Annotated in this window: 23 protein-coding genes; 15 read left to right on the plus strand and 8 right to left on the minus strand. The window is 68.1% G+C overall.

Annotated features, from left to right (window positions below; all coding sequences use genetic code 11):
* The first annotated feature begins 9 nt into the window (after nt 1-9).
* From Q5696_RS01195 to Q5696_RS01210, 4 genes are all read left to right on the plus strand, one after another.
* On the plus strand, nt 10-1,152 hold the full coding sequence (locus Q5696_RS01195; protein WP_305093429.1) for a sulfotransferase family protein: 1,143 nt from the start codon (nt 10-12) through the stop codon (nt 1,150-1,152).
* 25 nt (nt 1,153-1,177) lie between these two features.
* Complete coding sequence (locus tag Q5696_RS01200; protein ID WP_305093430.1) at nt 1,178-2,242, plus strand: DUF1214 domain-containing protein; 1,065 nt, start codon at nt 1,178-1,180, stop codon at nt 2,240-2,242.
* Between the two features lie 89 nt (nt 2,243-2,331).
* On the plus strand, nt 2,332-3,942 hold the full coding sequence (locus Q5696_RS01205) for an ABC transporter substrate-binding protein (protein WP_305093431.1): 1,611 nt from the start codon (nt 2,332-2,334) through the stop codon (nt 3,940-3,942).
* Nucleotides 3,943-4,052: 110 nt separating this feature from the next.
* The gene (locus Q5696_RS01210) at nt 4,053-4,340 is read left to right on the plus strand and encodes a hypothetical protein (RefSeq protein WP_305093432.1); all 288 of its coding nucleotides are present in this window, start codon (nt 4,053-4,055) and stop codon (nt 4,338-4,340) included.
* Nucleotides 4,341-4,410: 70 nt separating this feature from the next.
* Here Q5696_RS01210 and dprE2 read toward each other — a convergent pair whose 3' ends face one another.
* The 3 genes from dprE2 to Q5696_RS01225 form a co-directional block, all read right to left on the minus strand.
* Nucleotides 4,411-5,172 carry a decaprenylphospho-beta-D-erythro-pentofuranosid-2-ulose 2-reductase gene (gene dprE2, locus Q5696_RS01215; protein ID WP_305093433.1) on the minus strand — a complete coding sequence of 254 codons (762 nt, stop codon included), beginning with the start codon at nt 5,170-5,172 and terminating at the stop codon, nt 4,411-4,413.
* Entirely contained in the window at nt 5,172-6,596 is a 1,425-nt protein-coding gene (gene dprE1 / locus Q5696_RS01220) for a decaprenylphosphoryl-beta-D-ribose oxidase (protein ID WP_305093434.1), read from the minus strand. Before dprE1 ends, dprE2 begins: the two co-directional genes overlap by 1 nt.
* Nucleotides 6,597-6,746: 150 nt before the next feature.
* Nucleotides 6,747-7,376 carry a superoxide dismutase gene (locus Q5696_RS01225; protein ID WP_305093435.1) on the minus strand — a complete coding sequence of 210 codons (630 nt, stop codon included), beginning with the start codon at nt 7,374-7,376 and terminating at the stop codon, nt 6,747-6,749.
* A 96-nt stretch (nt 7,377-7,472) separates the two neighbouring features.
* Between Q5696_RS01225 and Q5696_RS01230 the strand changes: the two genes are divergently transcribed.
* Nucleotides 7,473-7,940, plus strand: coding sequence for a GtrA family protein (locus Q5696_RS01230; RefSeq protein WP_305093436.1), 468 nt, complete (start codon nt 7,473-7,475; stop codon nt 7,938-7,940).
* A gap of 88 nt (nt 7,941-8,028) precedes the next feature.
* Nucleotides 8,029-8,877: an LLM class F420-dependent oxidoreductase gene (locus tag Q5696_RS01235; RefSeq protein ID WP_305093437.1), complete on the plus strand. Its 849-nt coding sequence runs from the start codon at nt 8,029-8,031 to the stop codon at nt 8,875-8,877.
* Nucleotides 8,878-8,914: 37 nt separating this feature from the next.
* Here Q5696_RS01235 and Q5696_RS01240 read toward each other — a convergent pair whose 3' ends face one another.
* The 4 genes from Q5696_RS01240 to Q5696_RS01255 all read right to left on the minus strand — a co-directional run bounded on the left by Q5696_RS01240 (nt 8,915) and on the right by Q5696_RS01255 (nt 12,203).
* Complete coding sequence (locus Q5696_RS01240) at nt 8,915-10,030, minus strand: S1C family serine protease (protein ID WP_370654841.1); 1,116 nt, start codon at nt 10,028-10,030, stop codon at nt 8,915-8,917.
* A gap of 4 nt (nt 10,031-10,034) precedes the next feature.
* A complete protein-coding gene (locus tag Q5696_RS01245; RefSeq protein WP_305093439.1) occupies nt 10,035-10,631 on the minus strand; it encodes a dTDP-4-dehydrorhamnose 3,5-epimerase family protein in 597 nt (198 codons plus the stop codon).
* A 2-nt stretch (nt 10,632-10,633) separates the two neighbouring features.
* Nucleotides 10,634-11,509, minus strand: a complete 876-nt coding sequence (gene rfbA, locus Q5696_RS01250) for a glucose-1-phosphate thymidylyltransferase RfbA (RefSeq protein ID WP_305093440.1) — start codon at nt 11,507-11,509, stop codon at nt 10,634-10,636.
* A gap of 94 nt (nt 11,510-11,603) precedes the next feature.
* A complete protein-coding gene (locus Q5696_RS01255; protein WP_305093441.1) occupies nt 11,604-12,203 on the minus strand; it encodes a TetR/AcrR family transcriptional regulator in 600 nt (199 codons plus the stop codon).
* A gap of 61 nt (nt 12,204-12,264) precedes the next feature.
* On the opposite strand from Q5696_RS01255, the gene Q5696_RS21395 reads away from it, so the two are divergent.
* From Q5696_RS21395 to Q5696_RS01295, 9 genes are all read left to right on the plus strand, one after another.
* Nucleotides 12,265-12,369 (plus strand): putative leader peptide, encoded by a 105-nt coding sequence (locus tag Q5696_RS21395; RefSeq protein WP_370654842.1) that lies wholly within the window; start codon nt 12,265-12,267, stop codon nt 12,367-12,369.
* Between the two features lie 153 nt (nt 12,370-12,522).
* Nucleotides 12,523-13,062, plus strand: a complete 540-nt coding sequence (locus Q5696_RS01260) for a DUF4242 domain-containing protein (protein WP_305093442.1) — start codon at nt 12,523-12,525, stop codon at nt 13,060-13,062.
* A gap of 8 nt (nt 13,063-13,070) precedes the next feature.
* The gene (locus Q5696_RS01265) at nt 13,071-14,120 is read left to right on the plus strand and encodes an acyl-CoA dehydrogenase family protein (RefSeq protein WP_305093443.1); all 1,050 of its coding nucleotides are present in this window, start codon (nt 13,071-13,073) and stop codon (nt 14,118-14,120) included.
* Nucleotides 14,096-14,857 (plus strand): ABC transporter ATP-binding protein, encoded by a 762-nt coding sequence (locus tag Q5696_RS01270; protein ID WP_305093444.1) that lies wholly within the window; start codon nt 14,096-14,098, stop codon nt 14,855-14,857. The genes Q5696_RS01265 and Q5696_RS01270 overlap by 25 nt, the downstream gene beginning before the upstream one ends.
* Nucleotides 14,854-16,023 carry an ABC transporter substrate-binding protein gene (locus Q5696_RS01275; protein ID WP_305093445.1) on the plus strand — a complete coding sequence of 390 codons (1,170 nt, stop codon included), beginning with the start codon at nt 14,854-14,856 and terminating at the stop codon, nt 16,021-16,023. The genes Q5696_RS01270 and Q5696_RS01275 overlap by 4 nt, the downstream gene beginning before the upstream one ends.
* Nucleotides 16,020-16,832: an ABC transporter permease gene (locus tag Q5696_RS01280; protein WP_305093446.1), complete on the plus strand. Its 813-nt coding sequence runs from the start codon at nt 16,020-16,022 to the stop codon at nt 16,830-16,832. The genes Q5696_RS01275 and Q5696_RS01280 overlap by 4 nt, the downstream gene beginning before the upstream one ends.
* Before the next feature lie 135 nt (nt 16,833-16,967).
* Nucleotides 16,968-18,344, plus strand: a complete 1,377-nt coding sequence (locus Q5696_RS01285; RefSeq protein ID WP_305093447.1) for an MFS transporter — start codon at nt 16,968-16,970, stop codon at nt 18,342-18,344.
* A 29-nt stretch (nt 18,345-18,373) separates the two neighbouring features.
* Nucleotides 18,374-19,369 (plus strand): dTDP-glucose 4,6-dehydratase, encoded by a 996-nt coding sequence (rfbB, locus tag Q5696_RS01290; protein ID WP_305093448.1) that lies wholly within the window; start codon nt 18,374-18,376, stop codon nt 19,367-19,369.
* A gap of 95 nt (nt 19,370-19,464) precedes the next feature.
* The gene (locus Q5696_RS01295; protein ID WP_305093449.1) at nt 19,465-20,058 is read left to right on the plus strand and encodes a pentapeptide repeat-containing protein; all 594 of its coding nucleotides are present in this window, start codon (nt 19,465-19,467) and stop codon (nt 20,056-20,058) included.
* Here Q5696_RS01295 and Q5696_RS01300 read toward each other — a convergent pair.
* The gene (locus Q5696_RS01300) at nt 20,051-21,070 is read right to left on the minus strand and encodes a phosphatidylinositol-specific phospholipase C (RefSeq protein WP_305093450.1); all 1,020 of its coding nucleotides are present in this window, start codon (nt 21,068-21,070) and stop codon (nt 20,051-20,053) included. The genes Q5696_RS01295 and Q5696_RS01300 overlap by 8 nt on opposite strands.
* Nucleotides 21,071-21,192 lie beyond the last annotated feature (122 nt).

Genomic DNA, 21,192 nt, shown 5'->3' on the forward strand with positions numbered 1-21,192 from the left:
GATGTAGGAATGACTCAGGATTACGACGGAATCGGTTCCATCGAGGACCTGCACGCGCAGGCGTGTGAAGAGACCGGTCTGGACGGTTTCGGTGGCGACGAGCATCTCGAGGGTTTGCGGGTTCTGTTGGCCTCGTTCGCGAACGAGGCCGACCTCACCCCGCAAGGGCGAGTGATCGCCCGGAAGATGATCGTGTCGGCGCTCAGAGGCAGGCTGATCAGCGAGGCTGCGTTCGCGCGTCACCCCGGGCATGTCGATGTTGCGATCGAGCGGCCGATCTTCATGTGCGGGCTGACCCGTACGGGCACCACCGCGCTCCATCGCCTCCTCAGCGCAGACCCTGCCAACCAGGGTGTCGAGATGTGGCTGGCCGAGGCGCCGCAGCCGCGTCCCGCCCGCGAGACCTGGTCCGAGAACCCCGATTTCCTCCGCTGCGATGCCTTCTACCGGGCGCGTCAGGCGAACGAGTCGGACCTGATGAAGGTGCACTTCATGGGCGCCGAGGAAGTCGAGGAATGCTGGCGACTGCTCCAGCAGACGATGCTGTCGACCTCGTTCGACACCATCGCGTACGTGCCGTCGTACACGGAATGGCTGGCGAAGCAGGACTGGACCGACACCTATGCCCGGTACAAGAAGAACCTGCAGCTCATCGGTATGAACGATCGTGATCGCCGCTGGGTGCTCAAGAGCCCGAGCCACGTCTTCGCGATCGACGACATCTTGAAGGTCTTCCCGGATGCGTTGTTCGTTCGTACCTTCCGTGACCCGCACACCTCGATGGCGTCGACCTTCAGCCTCGCCGAGCAGGGCGGGCACGGCATGTCGAAGGCCTTCGACCGCAAGACCATCGGACGGACCCAGCTGGATCTGTGGGCGCGGGGCAACGCGAACTTCCAGGAGGCTCGGGCTCGTCACAACCCCGAGCAGTTCATCGACATCGACTACCGGGACTTCGTGGCCGACCCGATCGGGACGGCCGAGAATGTCTACACCCAGTTCGCAATGCCGTTCTCCGACGAGGCGCGCCGGGCGATCGCGGATGCCCACGAGGCCAGCCTCGCCGACCACCGCCGCCCGTCGCACAAGTACTCGCTCGAAGACTTCGGAATCACCGCTGCTGAGGTCGACGCCAAGTTCGCCACCGTCTGACCCTTCACCTGGATAGGAATCCACAATGAACGCCACCTGGGAAAAGTTCTGCACCGACCTGCTCGACGTCGGGAACATTCTGTCGGACCCGATCGTGCCGCAGGATCCGCTGACGCAGGCCGAGGGTGCCCGCTACCTGTCACGCCTGTTGCGCTACTCGACGATCAACTGTGTCGAGTACACCGATCCGCGCTGGCCCCAGTTCACGTCGGCGCCGAACCCGAACATGATGACGAAGATCGGCGCCGACAACCCGGACAACATCTACATGCGCGCCAACATCTCCGGCAAGTACACGTACCGGATCACCGGCACGCGTGGGACCATCCCGCTGATCACGTTCGGTTCCCGCGTCAACCGGTACCACATCGACGGCACCATGCTGCAGACCGGTGACCTCCATATCCATGACCTCGAGATCGACCAGCACGGCCGCTTCGAGTTCATCGCCAGTGCAGACAAGCCGGCCGACGGCACCGCATGGCTGCCACTGGATCCCGAGAGCAACCTGATTTCTGTGCGACAGACCTACGCGGACCGCCGCAACGAGGTGCCCGGTGAGCTGTCGATCGAGTGCCTGAACCCGGACGGTGACTTCGTTCCGCTGACCGAGGAAGAACTCGGCGAACGTTTCGACCGTGCGATCGGCATGCTGAAGGGGTCGGCAGAGACGTTCCTCGAATGGTCGCGTGAGTTCATGCCGCAAGCCAACGAGATCTTCGACCGGGGCCAGGAGCAGTTCCAGAAGGCCGGCGGTGACCCGACGATCTTCTACTTCCACGGCTACTGGAAGCTCGCCGAGGACGAGGCGTGGGTGATCGAGACCGAGGTTCCGAACTGCGAGTACTACAACTTCGTGCTGCAGAACTTCTGGGTGGAATCCCTCGACTACAACCGGTCGAACATCTACATCAACAACCACACCGCCAAGCTCAACGACGACGGGACTCTCACGATCGTCGTCGCGGCCAAGGATCCCGGCTACGGGAACTGGATCAGCACCGACGGCCACGCAGAGGGCACGTGGGCGATGCGCTGGATCAAGGCCGACTCGCACCCGATCCCGACCGCCAAGGTCGTGAAGATCTGAGTCGCAGCGCCTTTCACACGGTCCGCCCGCGCCGCTCGTCGCGGGCGGACCGTGTTCATTCGCCGACCGACCCGAAAACGGAGGACAACGTGCACAATCCGGCCTTCCGGCCCTCTCGACCGCTGTGGGCCGGTATCACCGCGCTCGCCGTTCTGCTCGCCGGGTGCTCGTCCGGGAACTCCGACGCCACGACCGACGGGGCACACCAGCGACAGACGGGTTTCGTCGGCGAACAGACCGACGACGCCGAACCCGTCGCCGGTGGCTCGCTCACCTTCGGTTCCTATTCGCTTCCCACGGTCCTCGATCCCGCACGGACGCAGGCGACCGGATCCACGGGCGGCACCGAGATGGCAGCGGTCTACGACACCCTGGTCCGCCACGACTTCGAGAGCGGAACCTTCGTGCCGCAACTGGCGGAGTCGCTCGAGAGCGACGACAGCCTCGAGACCTACACCGTGACGCTGCGCCCCGGTACCCGGTTCAGCGACGGGAACGTCCTCGACGCCCACGCAGTGAAGTGGAGTATCGAACGGTTCGTTGCGGCGAAAGCCGATGCCTCCCAGACCTGGGCGAACATCGTCGACAGAATCGACACTCCGGACGAGCGGACCGTCGTCTTCTCGTTGAAACGGCCCTGGGGCGATTTCCCGGTGCTCCTCGGTACGGGGGCGGGAATGATCGTCGGAGCCGGATCGGAGAAGGACGGCACGTTCTCGCCGGTGGGGGCCGGGCCGTTCGCGGTGACGAAGTTCGCGCCCCGTGAAGAGTTGCTGCTCTCCGCCCGCTCCGATTACGTGGGCGGGAAGCCGGCGCTGGACACGGTGCGTTTCGTACCGACTGCCGGGGCGCAGGCGCAGTACGAGTCCATGCGCAGCGGCCAGCTCGACATGACGTTCATCCTCCGCGACGAACGAGTCATCGAACAGGCACTGGACGAGGGATACAGCGGCTTTCTCAGCCTCACCGGGCAGAACGGCATCGGTGTGATCAACAGCAGGCCGGGTCGACCGGGCGCGGATGTCCGGGTGCGGCAGGCCATCGCGTACGGCGTCGATCCCGAGGCGATCAACCAGCGCGCGAATGCCGGACTCGGAACGGCGAGTTCGGAACTCGTTCCGGAAGGTTCGCGGTGGTACAGCGGTGCGGAAGGAATCCGGTTCGACCCGGATCGGGCCCGGCAGCTTCTCGATGCAGCGAAGGCGGACGGTTTCGACGGACACATCTCGTATCTGACGACCCACGATCCCAGCCAGCAGGCTACGGCGCTCACCGTGCAGGCTTCGCTCCAGTCGATCGGTTTCGAGGTCACCGTCGACTATGCGACGGACACCACCGATCTGGTTCGGAAGGTGTACCGGGACCACGACTTCGACCTCACCAGAGGCGGCGCGCCGATCGCCGAAGAGGCGCCCTTCCTCAACCTCTACGGCAGCATGGGCAGCGACTCCCGCAACAACGCCACCGGATTCGCCGACCCCGAGATGGACCGTCTGCTGCTCGCAGTGCAGACGGCGCCGACCGACGACGACAAGCGGGACGCGATCGGCGACGTCCAGCGGTACGCGAACGAGACCGTGCCCTACGTCCTCTGGGGGCCGGCGTCGTCCCTGATCGCGTGGGAACCGGCGGTGCACGGCGTCGAACGCACCGTCACCGACATCATGCTGTTCGACACGGCGTGGAAGTCCGGGACATGAGGAACCGGGGGTGGGCGATTCGGCACCCTGGGGTGCCTGGTGACGGTCGCGGATGGACGCCACTGTTGTAGGTGCCCACCCGGACCATCCCGCACAGAAGGACCACTCAGATGATCTCTCGCACCGTAAAGACGCTCGCCGCTTCACTTCTCGTCGCCGGCGGTGTACTCGGCGCCCAGGCCGCCGTGGCCCACGCCGAGATCCGCACCGCCCCCGACGGCACCCAGACGACCGTGTGCGTCTACGACGGCAAGGACTACAGCGTCGGCAGCAAGGTCTACCACCCGGACGGCACCTACCAGACCTGCAAGAGCGACGGCACGTGGCAGCGCATCAAGCCGAACACCGGCAACGACATGCGGCCCGTCGCTCCCGCCCCGCCGCGTGCGGCGATGTAGGGGCGCGACACCCCGGAACGCGAAGCGGCCCACCACAGAACTGTGGTGGGCCGCTTCGCGGATACCGCGCCTAGACCGGCAGCTTGCGGAAGATCGCGCGCGGCACGTGCCGCAGCACCATCATCACGAAGCGGAACGGGCCGGGCGCCCAGACGATTTCCTTGCCCTTGTCGGATGCGGCCACCGCGAGCTCGGCGACGTCCTCCTTGTTCACCGTCAACGGTGCTTCCTTGACGTGGGCGCTGAACTGGGTGCGCACCATGCCCGGACGCACGACGGTGACCTTGGGGCCGAACGGGGCCAGCGCCTCGCCGAGTCCGAGGTAGAAGCCGTCGAGCCCGGCCTTGGTGGAGCCGTAGACGAAGTTGGCGCGCTTGACACGCTCGCCGGCCACCGACGACATCGCGATGATGCGGCCGAAGCCCTGCGCCTTCATCTTCTCGCCGACGAGCACGCCGACCGAGACGGACGCGGTGTAGTTGACGTTCGCGACCAGCACGGCCTTGCGCTGGTTCTGCCACAGTTCCTCGGCGTCGCCGTCGAGTGCGAACGCGACGATCGCGACGTCGACGTCACCCTTCGACCACGCCGCGTCGACGACCTTGGGATGCGACTCGGTGTCGAGGGCGTCGAAGTCGACGACCTCGACCTCGGTGGCGCCCGCCGCCTTCATCTGGGCGACGGCGGCGTCACGCAGCGGATCGTTCGGCAGCGCAGCGAGAATCACGCGCAGCGGCGTCTTCTTCAGGTACTGCTCGCAGATCGCCAGGCCGATCTCGGAGGTGCCGCCGAGCAGCAGCAGGGTCTGGGGGTTGCCCACAGCGTTGATCATCAGTGAAGTTCCAACCTTCTGGACATGTCGGAGGCGAAAACGCCCGTGGGGTCGACGGATCGACGGACCTTGATCCAGTCGTCGATGCGCGGGTACATGGCGTGGAACGTCTCGGCGGTGGTCCGCGAATCCTTCGCGGTGTACAGGCGGCCGCCGAACTCGAGCACCCGCTTGTCGAGTTCGGTGACGAACTCGTTCAGTCCCGGCTTGATCCGGAAGTCGACGCAGATGTTCCAGCCGGCCATCGGGAAGCTCAGCGGCGCCTTGTTGCCCTCACCGAACAGCTTGAACACGTTGAGGAACGAGTGGTGCCCCGACGACTGGATGTCGCGGATGATCTGCTTGAACTCGCCCACCGCCTCCGGCGGCACCACGAACTGGTACTGCAGGAATCCGTTGGATCCGTAGGCGCGGTTCCACTCGCCGAACATGTCGAGCGGGTGGTAGAACTGCGTCAGATTCTGGGCCTTGCCGCGGTAGGTGCCGGACTTGCGGAACCACACCTCGCCGATCGCCGAGAAGTTGAACTTGTTGGCCAGGCCGTTCGGGAAGATGTCCGGCAACGTCAACAGCGTCGGCGCGTCGAACTTCAGCGGATCCTTCTGCAGCTTCTTCGGCAACTGGTCCAGCTTCGCGAGGCTGCCGCGGGAGATCGCGGCACGGCCCAGCTTGGGTTCGGGTGCGATCGCGTCGAACCAGGCGCTCGAGTAGTCGTAGTTGTTCTCGCTGCCGTCGCTGTGCAGTGCGATCGTGTCGTCGAGGGTGTGGGTGACGTCGCCGTCCGCGATGAAGTACGCGGTCTCCGTCGGCGTCATCTCGATCGTGGCCTCGAGGATGATGCCGGTCAGGCCCATGCCGCCGACCGTCGCCCAGAACAGCTTCGAGTTGCGTCCGGCCGGGGTGAGCGTGCGGATCTGCCCGTCCGCGGTGAGCAGCTTCATCGAGCGCACATGGTTGCCGAAGCTGCCCGCGCTGTGATGGTTCTTGCCGTGGATGTCGGACGCGATCGCGCCACCGACCGTCACCTGCCGGGTGCCCGGCAGTACCGGAACCCACAGGCCGAACGGCAGCGCCGCGCGCATCAGCTGGTCCAGGTTCACACCGGCGTCGACCGTCACCAGACGGGTGTTGGAGTCGATGTGGTGGATGCGCTTGAGTGCGTTCATGTCCACGACGAGCCCGCCCGCGTTCTGCGCCGGATCACCGTACGAGCGGCCCAGGCCGCGTGCGATGACGCCGCGTCGCAGGTGCGACGGCTTCGATTCGTTCTGCTCCGCCACCTGGGCGACCGCCTTGGCGATCACCTCGACGTCGGGCGTGGACAGCACCTGGGCGGTGGTGGGCGCGGTGCGTCCCCAGCCGGTGAGGGTGCGGGTCTGCGTGGGGAGCGGCTCGTGAGCCGTCTCTTCTGCTGTCTCGGACATCGGGTACGAGGTTACCTGGCGGTAGTGGACGACCCTCGGAAAGAGTGCGCCGAGCCACACCACCTTCACCCGCGTTTTGCGCACTTGTCGCGCGATTTCCGGGGTCCGGGAGTGCGATAAGTGCGCAAAACGTGGGCGTGGGGGACGGGATCAGGCGGGGACGATCAGGCCGGCGGTCTGGGTGCGGGCCTTGGTGAAGCGGTCGGTGACGTCGGCCCAGTTGACGATGTTCCAGAAGGCCTTGACGTAGTCGCCCTTGACGTTCTGGTAGTCGAGGTAGAAGGCGTGTTCCCACATGTCGAGCATGAGCAGGGGGATCAGGCCGATGCTGATGTTGCCCTGCTGGTCGTAGAGCTGGACGATCTGCAGACGCTGGCCGATGGAGTCCCAGGCGAGGATGGACCAGCCGGAGCCCTGGATGGAGTTGGCGTTCGCGGAGAAGTGGTCGCGGAAGGCGTCGAAGCTGCCGAAGGCGTCGTCGATCGCGGCGGCGAGTTCGCCTTCGGGCTTGTCGCCGCCCTCGGGGGAGAGGTTGTTCCAGAAGACGGAGTGGTTGGTGTGGCCGCCGAGGTGGAAGGCGAGGTCCTTCTCCAGCTTGGTGGCCTGTGCGGCCATGGTGCCGTTGGCGCGGGCTTCGGCCATCTTCTCGAGGGCGGTGTTGGCGCCGGCGACGTAGGCCGCGTGGTGCTTGTCGTGGTGGAGTTCCATGATCTTGCCGGAGATGTGCGGCTCGAGTGCGGCGTAGTCGTAGGGGAGATCGGGCAGCGTGTAAACGGTCATGACGCCGATCCTGCAACTTCGAGTGCACTCGAAGTCCAGTGGGTTGTGCGGGAAGTCACGGCGGTGCGGGTGGGGTGGGTCGCCTAGTCTCGGTGCGTGTCCGGAACCCCTCACACCCACGATCCACACGCGCCGCTGCCGGTCGAGATCCCCGTCACCGACTCCATCGCCGACGAGTCGCTGGATCTGAAGACGCAGATCGTGCGGTTCGTCGTGACGGGCGGACTGTCGGCGGTCGTCGACTACGGCCTGTACGTGCTGTTCATGGCGCTGGGCATCACCCGGGACGTGGCGAAGGGGCTGAGCTTCGTCGCCGGCACCACGACCGCCTACCTGATCAACCGGCGATGGACGTTCAAGGCTGCGCCCAGCCGCCTGCGCTTCGTTGCGGTCGTGATCCTCTACGCCGTGACGTTCGCGGTCCAGGTCGGCATCAACGGGGTGTTGTCCGACAGCCTCGCCGACACGTGGTGGCGGACGCCGCTGGCGTTCGTGATCGCGCAGGGCACCGCGACGGTCATCAACTTCGTCGTGCAGCGTGCGGTGATCTTCAAGATCCGATAACAGTCTGGACACCTGTCTGTAGAGTCTTCCGATCGGGAGTGGAACGGGTTACATTTTCTGGCACCGACCAACCCGGAGGAGCCAGCTCGTGCGCTACGGAATCAGCCTGTTCACCAGTGACCGCGGCATCACGCCCTCCGAGGCCGCCCGCGCCGTCGAGGCCTGCGGATTCGATGCGTTCTACGTGCCCGAGCACACCCACATCCCCGTGAACCGGGCGTCGAACCATCCCGGAACCGGTACCGACGCGCTGCCCGACGACCGCTACCTGCGCACCCTCGACCCGTGGGTCGCGCTCGGCACCGCCGCGTCGGTGACGTCGCGGATCCGGCTGGGCACGTCGGTGGCGCTGCCGCTCGAACACGACCCCATCACGCTCGCCAAGACCATCGCCTCCCTCGACCACCTGTCCGGCGGCCGGGTCACGTTCGGGGTCGGGTTCGGCTGGAACGCCGAGGAGCTCGCCGACCACGGCGTCGACCCGAAGAAGCGGCGGACCGCGCTGCGCGAGTACCTCGAGGCGATGCAGGCGCTGTGGACGCAGGAGGAGGCGTCCTACGACGGGCAGTTCGTGAGCTTCGGCCCCAGCTGGGCGTGGCCGAAGCCGATCCAGCAGCCGCGGCCGCCGGTACTGGTGGGGGCGGGGGCGTCGGAGAAGACGTTCGCCTGGATCGCGCGCTCGGCGGACGGCTGGATCACCACCCCGATCGAACGGGACATCGAGGACAACGTCACGCTGCTCCGCAAGATCTGGGCCGACGCCGGACGCCCCGGGCAGCCGGAGATCGTCGTGCTCGCCGGCAAACCCGACGCCGCCACCCTCGCCCGCTGGCAGGACCTCGGTGTCAGCGAGGCCCTGTTCGGGATGCCCGACGCCGACGAGGGCACGGTGACGGCCTACCTGCAGCGGCTCGCCGGCAAGCTCGGCATCGGCTGACGGGCCGGGGGGGAACGACGAGGCCGGTGCGGCGGGGTCAGCGTGGTGGCCCCTCCTGCAGCACCACCGCTGCGCTGCGCGGTGCACCGGTGGCGTCCGTCCACTGCACATCGACACGGTCGCCGGGGTGCCGCGCGTTCATCCCGATCGTCAGATCCTCCGACGTGCGGATCGCAGCGCCGGCGAATCCGGTGATCACGTCGCCGCGCACGAGCCCGACCTCCTCGGCGGGGCTGCGGTAGCCGACGTGGATCACCTCGGCGCCTGCGGCGTCCCCGATCGTGGTGGAACGCCGGTCCCGCACACTGATCCCGAGCATCGGGGTGGGACCGATATGGGTGGTGGGGGCGGCGCGCCCGGACAGCACCTCGTCGACGAGTCCCAGGGCGGCGTCGATCGGGATCGCGTACGACGTCGGTGCGGGTGCCGCGTCCACCCCGGGTTCGACGGCGTTGCCGGCACTGTTGACGCCCACGACCTGCCCGAACACGTCGACGAGCGGTCCACCGGAGTCGCCGGGGCGGACGTTCGCATCGACCTGGACGAGATCCGACAGTTGGTTGCGGGACCCGTCGGCGGTGTTGCGGGTCGTGATCGTCACCCCCACACGGGTGACCGCGCCCGGGGCTGCGGCGGGAATCCCGCCGCCGTCGGCGTTCCCGACCGCGGTGACGGGGTCGCCGATCCGTGCCGGTCCGGGGGCGATCGGCGCGGCAGGGAGTCTCGCCCCGCCGGGGAGCCGGAGCAGGGCCAGGTCGCGGGAGCTGTCGTAACCGAGGACCACGACGGGGTAGGTGGCCCGGTCCGGGATGCTCGTCGCCGTGATGTCGGTGCCGCCGTCGATCACGTGATGGTTGGTGAGGACCAGCGCGTCGGAGCCGTCGGGGCGGATCACGATCCCGGTGCCCGCGGTGGCCGTGACCCCGGAGATCGACGTGAGCATCACGATCGTCGGGGACACCCGGTCCACGATCTCGGCGGCGGACAGCGGAACCGGGGCCGGGGGAGCGGGTGCGGGTGGTGCGGTGACCGTCGCGACAGGAGCGGCACTGTCCAGTGTGCCGTGTTCGACGGGAACCGCGACGAGCGCGAGACCGACCGCGACCAGCACTGCCAGAGCAGCGCTCACGCGGCGGATCCCCCACGCGCTCATCGGATCACACGTCTCCCTCCCGGTAGCGGGGCAGTAGCCCGGCGTCGCGCGCCTGCTGCAGGGTCGGGGCGGCCAGATCCTTGTCGGACAGCGTCCACTGCAGGGCAGTGCCGTCGCGTCCGACGACCGGCCAGTCGATCGAGATCCCGGGGTCGAGCGGACTCACCTCGTGTTCGCGTTCCGGGGCGTAGCCCGTCGAACACAGGTAGACGACCGTCGACCCGTCCTCGAGCGACAGGAACGCGTGTCCGAGACCCTCGGAGACGAAGACCGCGCGGCGGTCGGTGTCGTCGAGCAGCACCGAATCCCACTGCCCGAACGTCGGCGATCCCACCCGCAGGTCGACGACGACGTCGAGGACGGCGCCCGTGACGCAGGTGATGTACTTGGCCTGCCCGGGCGGGACGTCCGCGAAATGGATACCGCGCAGCACGCCCGCCGCGGAGACCGAACAGTTGGCCTGCTGCAGGTCCAGGTGCCGGCCGATCGCGGCGGAGAAGCCGGGCTCCTTGAACCATTCGAGGAACACCCCGCGGTGATCGCCGAACTGGTGGGGCGTGATCTCCCACGCCCCCGGAACCGTCAACTCCCGATACTTCATGGTCACCATTCTCGGCCGCGCTCGAGCAGACCCAGCAGGTACGTACCGTAACCGGACTTGACCAGCGGCTCGGCCCGCTCACGCAGTTCGTCGTCGGAGATGAAGCCGCGCCGCCACGCCACCTCCTCGGGGACCCCGATCTTGAGGCCCTGCCGCTGCTCGATGGTGCGGACGTAGTTCGACGCGTCGAGCAGCGAATCGAACGTGCCGGTGTCCAGCCACGCCGTGCCGCGGGGGAGTACCTCGACCTGCAGGCGTCCGGCCTCGAGATACGTGCGGTTGACGTCGGTGATCTCGTACTCGCCGCGCGCCGACGGTGTCAGGTCGCGGGCGATGGAGACGACGTCGTTGTCGTAGAAGTACAGTCCCGGCACCGCGTAGTTCGAGCGGGGCGCGACCGGTTTCTCCTCGAGCGAGACCGCGGTGCCGGTGTCGTCGAACTCGATGACGCCGTACGCGCCCGGATCGGACACCCAGTAGCCGAACACCGCGCCGCCCTTCACATCGTGGAAGCGGGTGAGCGTGGTGCCCAGGCCGGGGCCGTAGAAGATGTTGTCGCCCAACACCAATGCGACCGAATCCGATCCGATGTGATCGGCGCCCAACACGAACGCCTGCGCCAGCCCGTTCGGTTCGGGCTGCACCTGGTAGGTGAGCGAGATACCGAAGCGGGAGCCGTCGCCGAGGAGGTTCCGGAACTGGTCGGCGTCGCCGGGCGTGGTGATGATCAGGATGTCGCGGATCCCGGCGAGCATGAGCGTCGACAGCGGGTAGTAGATCATCGGCTTGTCGTAGACCGGCACCAGCTGCTTGCTCACCCCGAGCGTGATGGGGTGCAGACGGCTTCCCGTGCCACCGGCCAGAACGATTCCGCGCATGCTCTGCAGTGTTTCACGTGACGCGTCCCGAGTATGCGAGAGTGCCCCGGACCTGCGTGGATTGCCGGTGTGGCCCGGACTCGGGCGGCGCGCGTCAGCCGCGGCCGCAGCGCACGAGTTCGACGGCCATCTCCCGGCCGCGCAGGATGGGGTCCTCGGAGTGCGTGAACTTCGATCCGGCGAGGGCGCCGTCGTAGATCAACTGGACGCGTGCCGCCAGGGTCGCGGCATCGGGGCAGCCGGCGGCCACCAGGTTCTCGGTGATCCGCTCGAGCACCCAGTTCCGGTGATCCCGGACGGGGGCGAGAACCGACTCCTCGCCGACGGGGAATTCCGTCGCGGCGTTGAGGTACTGGCATCCGCGGAAGTTGCGGACCGGTGCCGATGCGGCCGCGAGATCGAAGAAGGTGTACACGCGATCGAGCGGATCGTCCACGGCGGCGACGGCATCCGCCCACCGTGCCCGGTCCCGCATGTCCAGCCCCTCGAGGTAGGCCCGGACGAGGGCGTCCTTGGAACCGAACGACGAGTACAGGCTCGCCTTCGCGACACCCGACTCCGCGAGGATCCGGTCGATCCCCACCGCCCGGATCCCGTTCGCGGCGAACAGTTCGGTTGCGGTCGCGAGCAGCCGGTCCGCCGGCGAGGCGGTGGCATTTCGCGAAGGATTCCGTAGTTGGCGGGGTTGGGGCACCGGGACAGAGTAGCCAGTGGGCGTGCGGCGCCCGGCATCGAATAGACAGACAGTTCTGTCTATGCCTAGACTGCGGCCCGTGACCCGCAGCTTTCTGACCCGCCGCCTGCACCTGGATCTGGTGCGGGTCGCCGGTGCTGCGTGTTGTCGTTTCACGATGCGCTGATCTCCAGCGACCACCGGACCCGTCTTCCGGAGGCCGGCGTCGGCGTCCACTGGACGTGACGCCTCCCCCGCGCACCCCACCCCACCGCCCCGATCACGTGGCTATCGGTGTGGGCGGACGACGGTGTCCACCACCACTCCCGGAAGGTTGTCCATGTCCTCGAATGCTCTGTACCTGTACGAAATCGTTCCCGGCGCCGAGCGCCGCGACCAGCTCGACCAGCTCATCAAGGAGTTCGACGCCGCCACCGCGAGCGCCGGCGGCGAACTGATCGAGACCCAGGTGACCAAGGGTGGCGAGCGCATCTTCGCGATCACCGAATTCGACGGCTGCGCCGCCCCGGAGATCGCCGCCGACACGCTGCATGCCGCGGAACTCGATGGGCCGCACCAGGTTCGGATCGTCGGAGCCGACATCGAAGAGATCAAGGCGGCTCGTCCCGAGGCCGGTTACCTGGTGGAGTGGGACATCCCGGCCGAGATCGACATGGACACCTACCTGACCCGGAAGAAGGAGAAGTCGCCGCTCTACGCGGACATTCCCGAGGTCAGCTTCCTGCGCACCTACGTGCGTGAGGACACCGCCAAGTGCCTGTGCTTCTACAACGCTCCCGACGAGGACGCCGTCCGCCGCGCCCGCGACATCGTCAGCACCCCCGTCAGCCGGCTCCACGAGCTCGACACCGAACGGTAGAAACCTCCATGACCGCGACCATCAGTACAGCGAAAACCCCTGAGCGGGAACAGGGTCGATCGTTCGTCCGCGACCGCGCCGCCCTCCTCGACCGGGGCGAAACCGATACTCGGGAGGATGTGGCACTGCTCGGCCGGCTCGGGCTGCTCGACCTCGGGTGCGGGGCCGGCCGGCTCACGGACATGGTCGCGGTCGTCGAGGACGTCTCCGCCGAAAGCCTCAGCGCCGGTTTCGCCGTGTGGGCGCACCGGATGTGCCTCGAATACGTCGACCGCGGGCCTGCCGGTGTCCGTGACGCCTTCCGGGACCGGTTGGCGTCCGGCACCACGGTCGGTGTCACAGCGATGGCGGCCGGTCTACGGCAGGCCGCGGGCCTCGGCGACGTCCCACTGATCGCGACGGCCGTCGACGGTGGCATCGAGATCAGCGGCCCGATCCGCTGGGCCTCCAACGTGTTCGAGGACGCCGTGATCGTGCTACCCGCGCGGAGCGAGGACGGGGCCACATTCGTCGCGGTGATCGACGCGAACGCGTCGGGGGTTCGTATCGACCCCGCACCGGCCCTGCTCGCCCTCGGGGCGACGGCGTCGACATCACTGTTCCTCGAGCGGGTCTTCGTTCCGGCCGAGCATCTGGTCAGCCCCGACCTTCTCTCGTTCTGCCGGGACGTACGGCCGACGTTCCTCGCGTTGCAGACCTCGTTCTGCAGTGGCATCGCGGGTGTCTCGCTCGCCGAGGCCGCACGCCTGCTGACCGGTTTGGGAGAGCAGTTCGCCGGTGAACACGCCGACCTCGTCGCCGAGTACGAATCCCTGCGAACCCGCCTGTACGACTTCGCCTCCCGCATCGACGACGTGCCGATCCGGGAGCTGATCCAACTGCGTCTGGACGGTTCGTACGTCGCTGTCTCCGCGACCCGCCTCGAAGCCACCCTGCGGGGTGGTGCCGGATACGCAGCCGCGCACCCGACCAACCGCCGGTTCCGGGAAGCCGCGTTCCTGCCCATCCAGTCCCCGTCGGAAGGACAGCTGCGGTGGGAACTCGCGCAGTCTCGATAGTCCAGGGCTGCAAAAGCTTCGGAGGGCGCCGCCGCCCCGTGCTGGACGGGGTGAACCTCGACGTCGACCACGGGGAGATGCTCGCCGTGGTCGGCGGCAGCGGCAGCGGAAAGTCGACGTTGCTGCGTATCGTCGCCGGTCTCGACCACCTCGACTCGGGCACCGTCACGTGGGACGGGGTGAGCGGCCACGACCGGCCCCGGACCGGCGTCGTCTTCCAGAAGCCACTGCTGATGCCGTGGCTGACCGTCCGCGAGAACGTCCGGATCGGTGACCGGTTCGCCGCCAACCGGGACGTGTTCGACCCCTCGTACGCCGACGGTCTCCTCACCCGCTTCGGGCTCGCCGAGGTCGCGGACTCCTACCCCGACGAGCTGTCCGGCGGACAGGCCCAACGGGTCTCGGTGATCCGGGCGGTGTCCGTCCGTCCGCAACTGCTGCTGCTCGACGAGCCGTTCAGTGCTCTCGACCCGGCGATCCGCGGCGACCTCCAGCACTGGCTGGCCGGTGTCGCCGAGGAACTCGGCTGCACCACCGTGCTCGTCACCCACGACATCGACGAGGCCATCGTCCTGGGCCACCGCATCGTCCTCGTCGGCGAGGGCGGCACCGTCCGGCGCGAATGGAACTGCGCCGAGACCCCGGTCGGTGCCGAGGCAGGCGCCCTCGACGGCCTGCGCGCCGACATCCTGGCCGCCTACCGCACCGCCGCCGTCGTCGGGGCACTCGGCCCGTGACCGGATCCGTCAGCCGTCGCGTCCTGCTCCGCGGGGCGGTCGGTCTCGCAGCCGCCGGAGGCCTGGCCGGCGTCGTCGACCTCGCCCGTACCGCCGGCACCGGACGCGCCGACACCACCGGCGGGCTCCGCGTCGGATACCTCCCCATCACCGACGCCGCGCCCCTGCTCATCGCCCACTCGGCGGGGCTCTACACCGGCACGTCCGTCGCCACCACCCAGCCGGTCCTGTTCCGCAGCTGGTCCAGCCTCGCCGAAGCGTTCCTCAGCCGCCACGTCGACGTCGTCCACCTGTTGATGCCGATGGCCGTGCAACTGCGGTACGCCCTCGGGGGCGCCGCCCGCATCCTCGGCTGGAGTCACACCAACGGTTCCGCACTCACCGTCGCCCCCGACGTCACCGACCTCGGAGAACTCGCCGGGCGGCAGATCGCGATCCCGTTCTGGTGGTCGATCCACAACATCATCGTCCAGAAGATGCTGCGCGAACACGGCCTCCGGCCCGTGGTGCGCGCCGAGCCGTCCCGATCCGCGGGCACCGTCGGACTGGTCGTCATGAGCCCGTCGGACATGCTGCCGGCGCTGGCGAACGGTGCGATCGGTGGCTACACCGTCGCCGACCCGTTCAACGCGGCAGCGGAGATCAAGGGCGTCGGCCGGATCCACCGATTCCTCGGCGACGTGTGGCGCGATCACGCGTGCTGTGCACTACTCGTCCACGAGGACGTGATCGAACGCAACCCGGCGGGTGTCCAGCAACTCACCGACGCCGTCACCACGGCGCAGCTGCGGATCGGCGCCGACCGCGGACGGGCCGCGGAGACGCTGAAGTCCGGTGACTATCTGCCGCAGCCGCTGCCGGCGATCACGAAGGCCCTCACGTACCCGCCGGACGAATACCGGATCACCCACCACGACTGGAACCCGCAGCGTATCGGCTACCAGCCGTTCCCGTTTCCCGGTTTCACCCGGGCCCTCGTGGAGGCGATGCACGAGACGGAGATCGACGGGGACCGCACCTTCCTGTCCCGTCTCGACCCGACCACCGTCCACGCCGACCTGGTCGACGACCGTTTCGTCCGGCAGTCCCTGATCCGGGGCGGTGGCCCCGCCGCGTTCGGGCTGCCGGCCGACCTGACCCGCACCGAGGAAGTGGATCCCACGTGAGCACCCAGTCGTCGACCCGTCCGTCCTGGTGGCCGCCGGCGGCGGCCGTGGCCGTCGCGACAGCCCTGTGGTGGTTCGCCACCACGATCGTGGCGGCCCCGGACTCGCTTCTCCGTGACTTCGCGCCGCAGGAGGTGGTCCCGGCGCTCGTCGGGCTGTTCGAACGGGGTGTACTGCTCCCGGACATGGCGGCGAGCATGTGGCGGCTGCTCGTCGGGTTGCTCGTCGCCGCCGTCGTCGGCATCCCCCTGGGACTGCTGATCGGCCTGAACCCGACCGTCGACCGTGCGGTCCGGCCCGTCACCCAATTCCTGCGCATGATCTCGCCGCTGTCGTGGGCGCCCATCGCCGTCGCCCTGTTCGGTATCGGACACCGCCCGGTGTTCTTTCTCATCGCGGCAGCCGCGGTCTGGCCCATCGTCATCAACACCGCGGCCGGGGTCCACGCGATCGACCCCGGGCACCTTCTCGTCGCACGTTCCATGGGGGCCACCCGCCGGGAACGGTTGACCGTCGTCGTCCTGCCCGCGATCCGCGGCAACCTGCAGACCGGTTTGCGGGTGGCCCTCGGTATCGCATGGGTGGTGCTGGTCCCCGCCGAGATGCTCGGCGTGCGGTCCGGGCTCGGCTACCAGATTCTCAATGCGCGCGACCAGCTCGCGTACGACCAGGTCATGGCGGTCATCCTGGTGATCGGTGTCCTCGGCTACCTGCTCGATTCCGCAGCGCAGCGGCTGCTCACCACCCGCCGCCGACGCCCCGTCGCACCGGCGGTGGGGACGGCGGAGGACGCGCTCCGCGCCGGCTGATCCCGTTCCATAAACCCGCGCGGACCTGCACGGACCGACGGTGTCATGCAGGGTCACGGTTGTCCCGTTAGCGTCGAACGGACCGATGATCGAAGACCTGTCACGCACAGTTCCCCGTCGGAAGGGACCATACGAATGCGGGAATCGACAACGTACGGTCCCGAGAGTCCGACGTCGCGGAACAGCTCCGACGCCGTCGCGGATCCGGGCCGTCGCACCCTGCGCAAGGCCATCGCCGGCTCCGCGATGGGCAACGCCACCGAGTGGTACGACTACGGCGTCTACGCCACCACCGCCACCTACCTGACCCAGAACTTCTTCCCCGGGGATCTCGGCTCGCTCGGCACGATGCTCGGGTTCGCGATCTCGTTCGTGCTCCGGCCCCTCGGCGGCATGATCTGGGGGCCGCTCGGCGACCGGGTCGGCCGCAAAGCCGTTCTCGCGACGACGATTCTGCTGATGTCCGGGGCGACGGCACTGATCGCGCTGATCCCGTCGCACGCGTCGATCGGGATCTTCGCGCCGATCCTGCTGATCCTGCTGCGGGTGGTGCAGGGCTTCTCCACCGGCGGCGAATACGGCGGTGCCGCAACGTTCATGGCCGAATGCGCGCCCGACGACAAACGTGGCCGCTACGGCAGTTTCCTCGAATTCGGCACCCTCGGCGGCTTCGCCGCCGGTACCGCCGTCGTGATGCTGTGCGAACTGCTGCTCACCGACGACGAGATGGCGTCGTGGGGCTGGCGGATCCCGTTCCTCATCGCACTGCCGCTGGGTCTCGTCGGCTGGTATCTCCGCAACCGGCTCGACGACTCCCCGGTGTTCGACGAGATCGACTCGCAAGGCGCAACACCGGATTCGGTTCTGAGCGGGTTGAAGGACCTGATCACCAACTACTGGCGCCCGATCCTGATCCTCACCGGCATGGTCGTCGCCCTGAACGTCGTCAACTACACGCTGCTCACCTACCAGCCCACCTACCTCGAGTCCACGCTCGGGCTGAGCACACAGTCGACCACGATCATCATCCTCGTCGGCGAGGTGGTGATGATGGCGTGCATCCCGTTCTTCGGACGCTGGTCGGACTCGCTCGGACGTAAACCCATGTGGTGGGCGTCGCTGATCGGCCTGTTCGTCGCGGCCGTCCCCATGTACTGGCTGATGGCACAGGGATTCGTGTGGGCCCTCGTCGCCTTCGCGGTCCTCGGTCTGCTCTACCTGCCGCAGCTGGCCACCATCTCCGCGACGTTCCCGGCGATGTTCCCCACCCAGGTCCGGTATGCAGGATTCGCGATCGGCTACAACGTGTCCACCGCCGTGTTCGGTGGCACCGCCCCACTCGTCAACGACGCCGTCATCCACGGCACCGGCTGGAACCTGTTCCCCGCCGTGTACATGATGGGCGCCTGCGTCGTCGGACTCGTCTCCGTCGCCTTCCTCAAGGAGACCGCCGGCGTCTCGCTGCGCGGCACCTCGATCCCGGGGGAGGAGCCGGCCCCGGCGCGGATATGACGGCCAGGCCCGGTCGGTAGTCTCCCGGTATGAGGTTGCTCGTCACCGGGGGCGCCGGGTTCATCGGCGCCAATTTCGTCCACCAGACCGTCGCCGACCGGCCCGACGTGCAGGTGACGGTGCTCGACGCCCTCACCTACGCCGGGAACCGGGCCTCCCTCGCCCCGGTGGCCGACCGCATCGACTTCGTGCACGGTGACGTCACCGACGCCGCCCTCGTCGACCGGCTCGTCGCCGGCTCGGACGCGGTCGTGCACTTCGCCGCCGAGTCCCACAACGACAACTCGCTGACCGATCCGTGGCCGTTCGTGCACACCAACATCGTCGGTACCGTCACCCTGCTGCAGGCCGTCCGCGCCCACGACGTCCGCTACCACCACATCTCCACCGACGAGGTGTACGGCGACCTCGCACTCGACGACCCCGACCGGTTCACCGAAACCACCGCCTACAACCCGTCGAGCCCGTACTCGGCGAGCAAGGCGTCGTCGGACATGCTGGTGCGCGCCTGGGCCCGCTCCTACGGCGTCCGGGCCACCCTGTCGAACTGCTCCAACAACTACGGCCCCTACCAGCACGTCGAGAAGTTCATTCCCCGCCAGATCACCAACCTGCTCGACGGCGTCCGGCCGAAGCTGTACGGGCAGGGCCGCAACGTCCGCGACTGGATCCACGTCGACGACCACAACCGGGCCGTGTGGACGATCCTCGACCGTGGCCGCCTCGGCCAGACCTACCTGATCGGCGCCGACGGCGAGGTCGACAACCGCACCGTCGTCGCCATGCTCCTCGAGATATTCGGCCACGACCCCCAGGACTTCGATTTCGTCGCCGACCGGCCCGGCCACGACCTGCGCTACGCCATCGACTCCACCCTGCTGCGCACCGAACTCGGCTGGCAGCCCACCTACCGCGACTTCCGCACCGGACTCGAGGCGACCGTCGCCTGGTACCGCGACCACGAACACTGGTGGCGCCCCACCAAATCGGCCACCGAAGCCGGATACGCCCGCACCGGACAGTAACCCGATCCCGCACACGGGCGGCGATCCGGCGGTAGCGTCACCAGCATCCGTGTCGGGGGACGTCACTCGGGAACCGAGCCGGGAGGGGCACTCGTATGAGGGTCGCAACACAACACGCAGATCGGCGCGGGCGGACGGTGCGTCGCGCCGTCGTCGTCGCATCGGCGGTCACGACGATCGCCGTCGGCTTCGCAGCAGGGGCCGGAGCAGATCCCGTCACCGACGCCCAGGGCTGCGCCCCGATCCGCGTCGAAGGGGCCCTCGCCGGTGCCGTCGACGCCGTCGCCCCCGGATTCGAACTGCCCGTGCCCTGCCACGACGCCATCGGTGTCGGCTACATCGGACCCGCCGAAGTGCAGGCCGGCGCGATCGGCTCGGCCGTCGCCGCCGGACTCGGCAGCCTCGGACTGCTCGCGGCGAGCAGCATCGACTGGAACAACATCGGCCCCGACAACACCGGCTCCTTCAACCTCGGCTGGGCCAACACCGGCTCCAACAACGTCGGTTCCGCGAACACCGGCTCCGGCAACGTCGGCTCCGCGAACACCGGCTCCGGCAACGTCGGCTCCGCGAACACCGGCTCCGCCAACCTCGGCTCCGCGAACACCGGTTCCCTCACCTACGGGTCGTTCAAGAGCGGAATCGGATCGCTCTCGGCCGGATCGGCGGGGATCGGGACGCTCAGCTGACGTTGCGGCCGATGATCTCCTCGACGAGTGCGGCCGTCGGGAAATCGGCCATCACGACGCCCGTCCGCCCGGTGGAGGCGGTGCGCAGGTAGTCCTCCGCGCGGGTGAGCATCCCCGGGGTGCCGGGGACACCCTTGGCGACGGTGATCGGCACGGTCCCGGTGGCCATGACGGCCGGGGTCGCGCCGGTGGCGCTCAGATGGTTGACGAACAATGTCGTCGGGTCACCGACCGCTGCCCGCTCGAACTGGGTGCGGGCCCTGTCCCACTTGCCTGTGATCGCCGCGAGGTCGGGGAGTTCGAAATCGTCCTGGATATCCGTGCGGGGGCCGGCCCACCGCGGGCCGTACGCGGTGGTGGCGGTGAAGTCCTGCAGCACGACGATCTTGCCGCGGGTCTCGCCGAGCCCCGGGATCCGCCCGTCGTAGCCCACGGGCGGCGTCCACAGGTGCTGGTCGAGTAGGTCGCGGGTGTCGGGGTTCTCGTGGATGTACCAGTCCAGCGTCGCCTGGTAGGAGCGGGTGTTCTCGGCGGCGGTGAACTCTTCCTTCAGTCGCACGAGCACGGACTCGCCCGGATGTGCGCGCAGGAAGTCGGTGACGGTCCGGACGACGTCGGTGAAGTTGGCGTACAGATACTCCGGGCCGTGGTGGATCGGGAACACGTCGCGGAAGTGTCGGGTGCGGATGTCGAGCGCACGTACCCCGGCGCGGAGCTGGGTGGCCAGGTCGAATTCCTGGGTGAGGGTCGGGATCGACGAGTTGTGCGCCATCGTGTCGTGCGTACCCGGCAGTGACAGGGCGGCCAGGCTCGTCGCGTCCGGCAGGGACCGCATCCAATCGGGTGCCGACGTGGTGTCGAGGTCACCGCGACCGAAGCTGCCCGCAGCGAGATCGGCGCTGCCGACGCTCGACTGTGCTGCCGCGACAGGGGCCGGTGCCAGGAGCAGCAGGGGGCTCGCAGCGAGCGCCCGCAGGACGGTACGACGAGTGGGGTGGACGGTGTGGTGCACGGGTTCCTCCGCAGGTTCGGTCGAGTATCCGATTCGTTCCGGTCCGAGAAGATCGCTCAGTATCGCCGGAAACCGCGCCGCGTGGGAGGTTCTCGATCGAATCGGCCGACCCTTAAGCTGGG

The organism is Prescottella sp. R16, from assembly GCF_030656875.1.
Lineage (GTDB): Bacteria > Actinomycetota > Actinomycetes > Mycobacteriales > Mycobacteriaceae > Prescottella.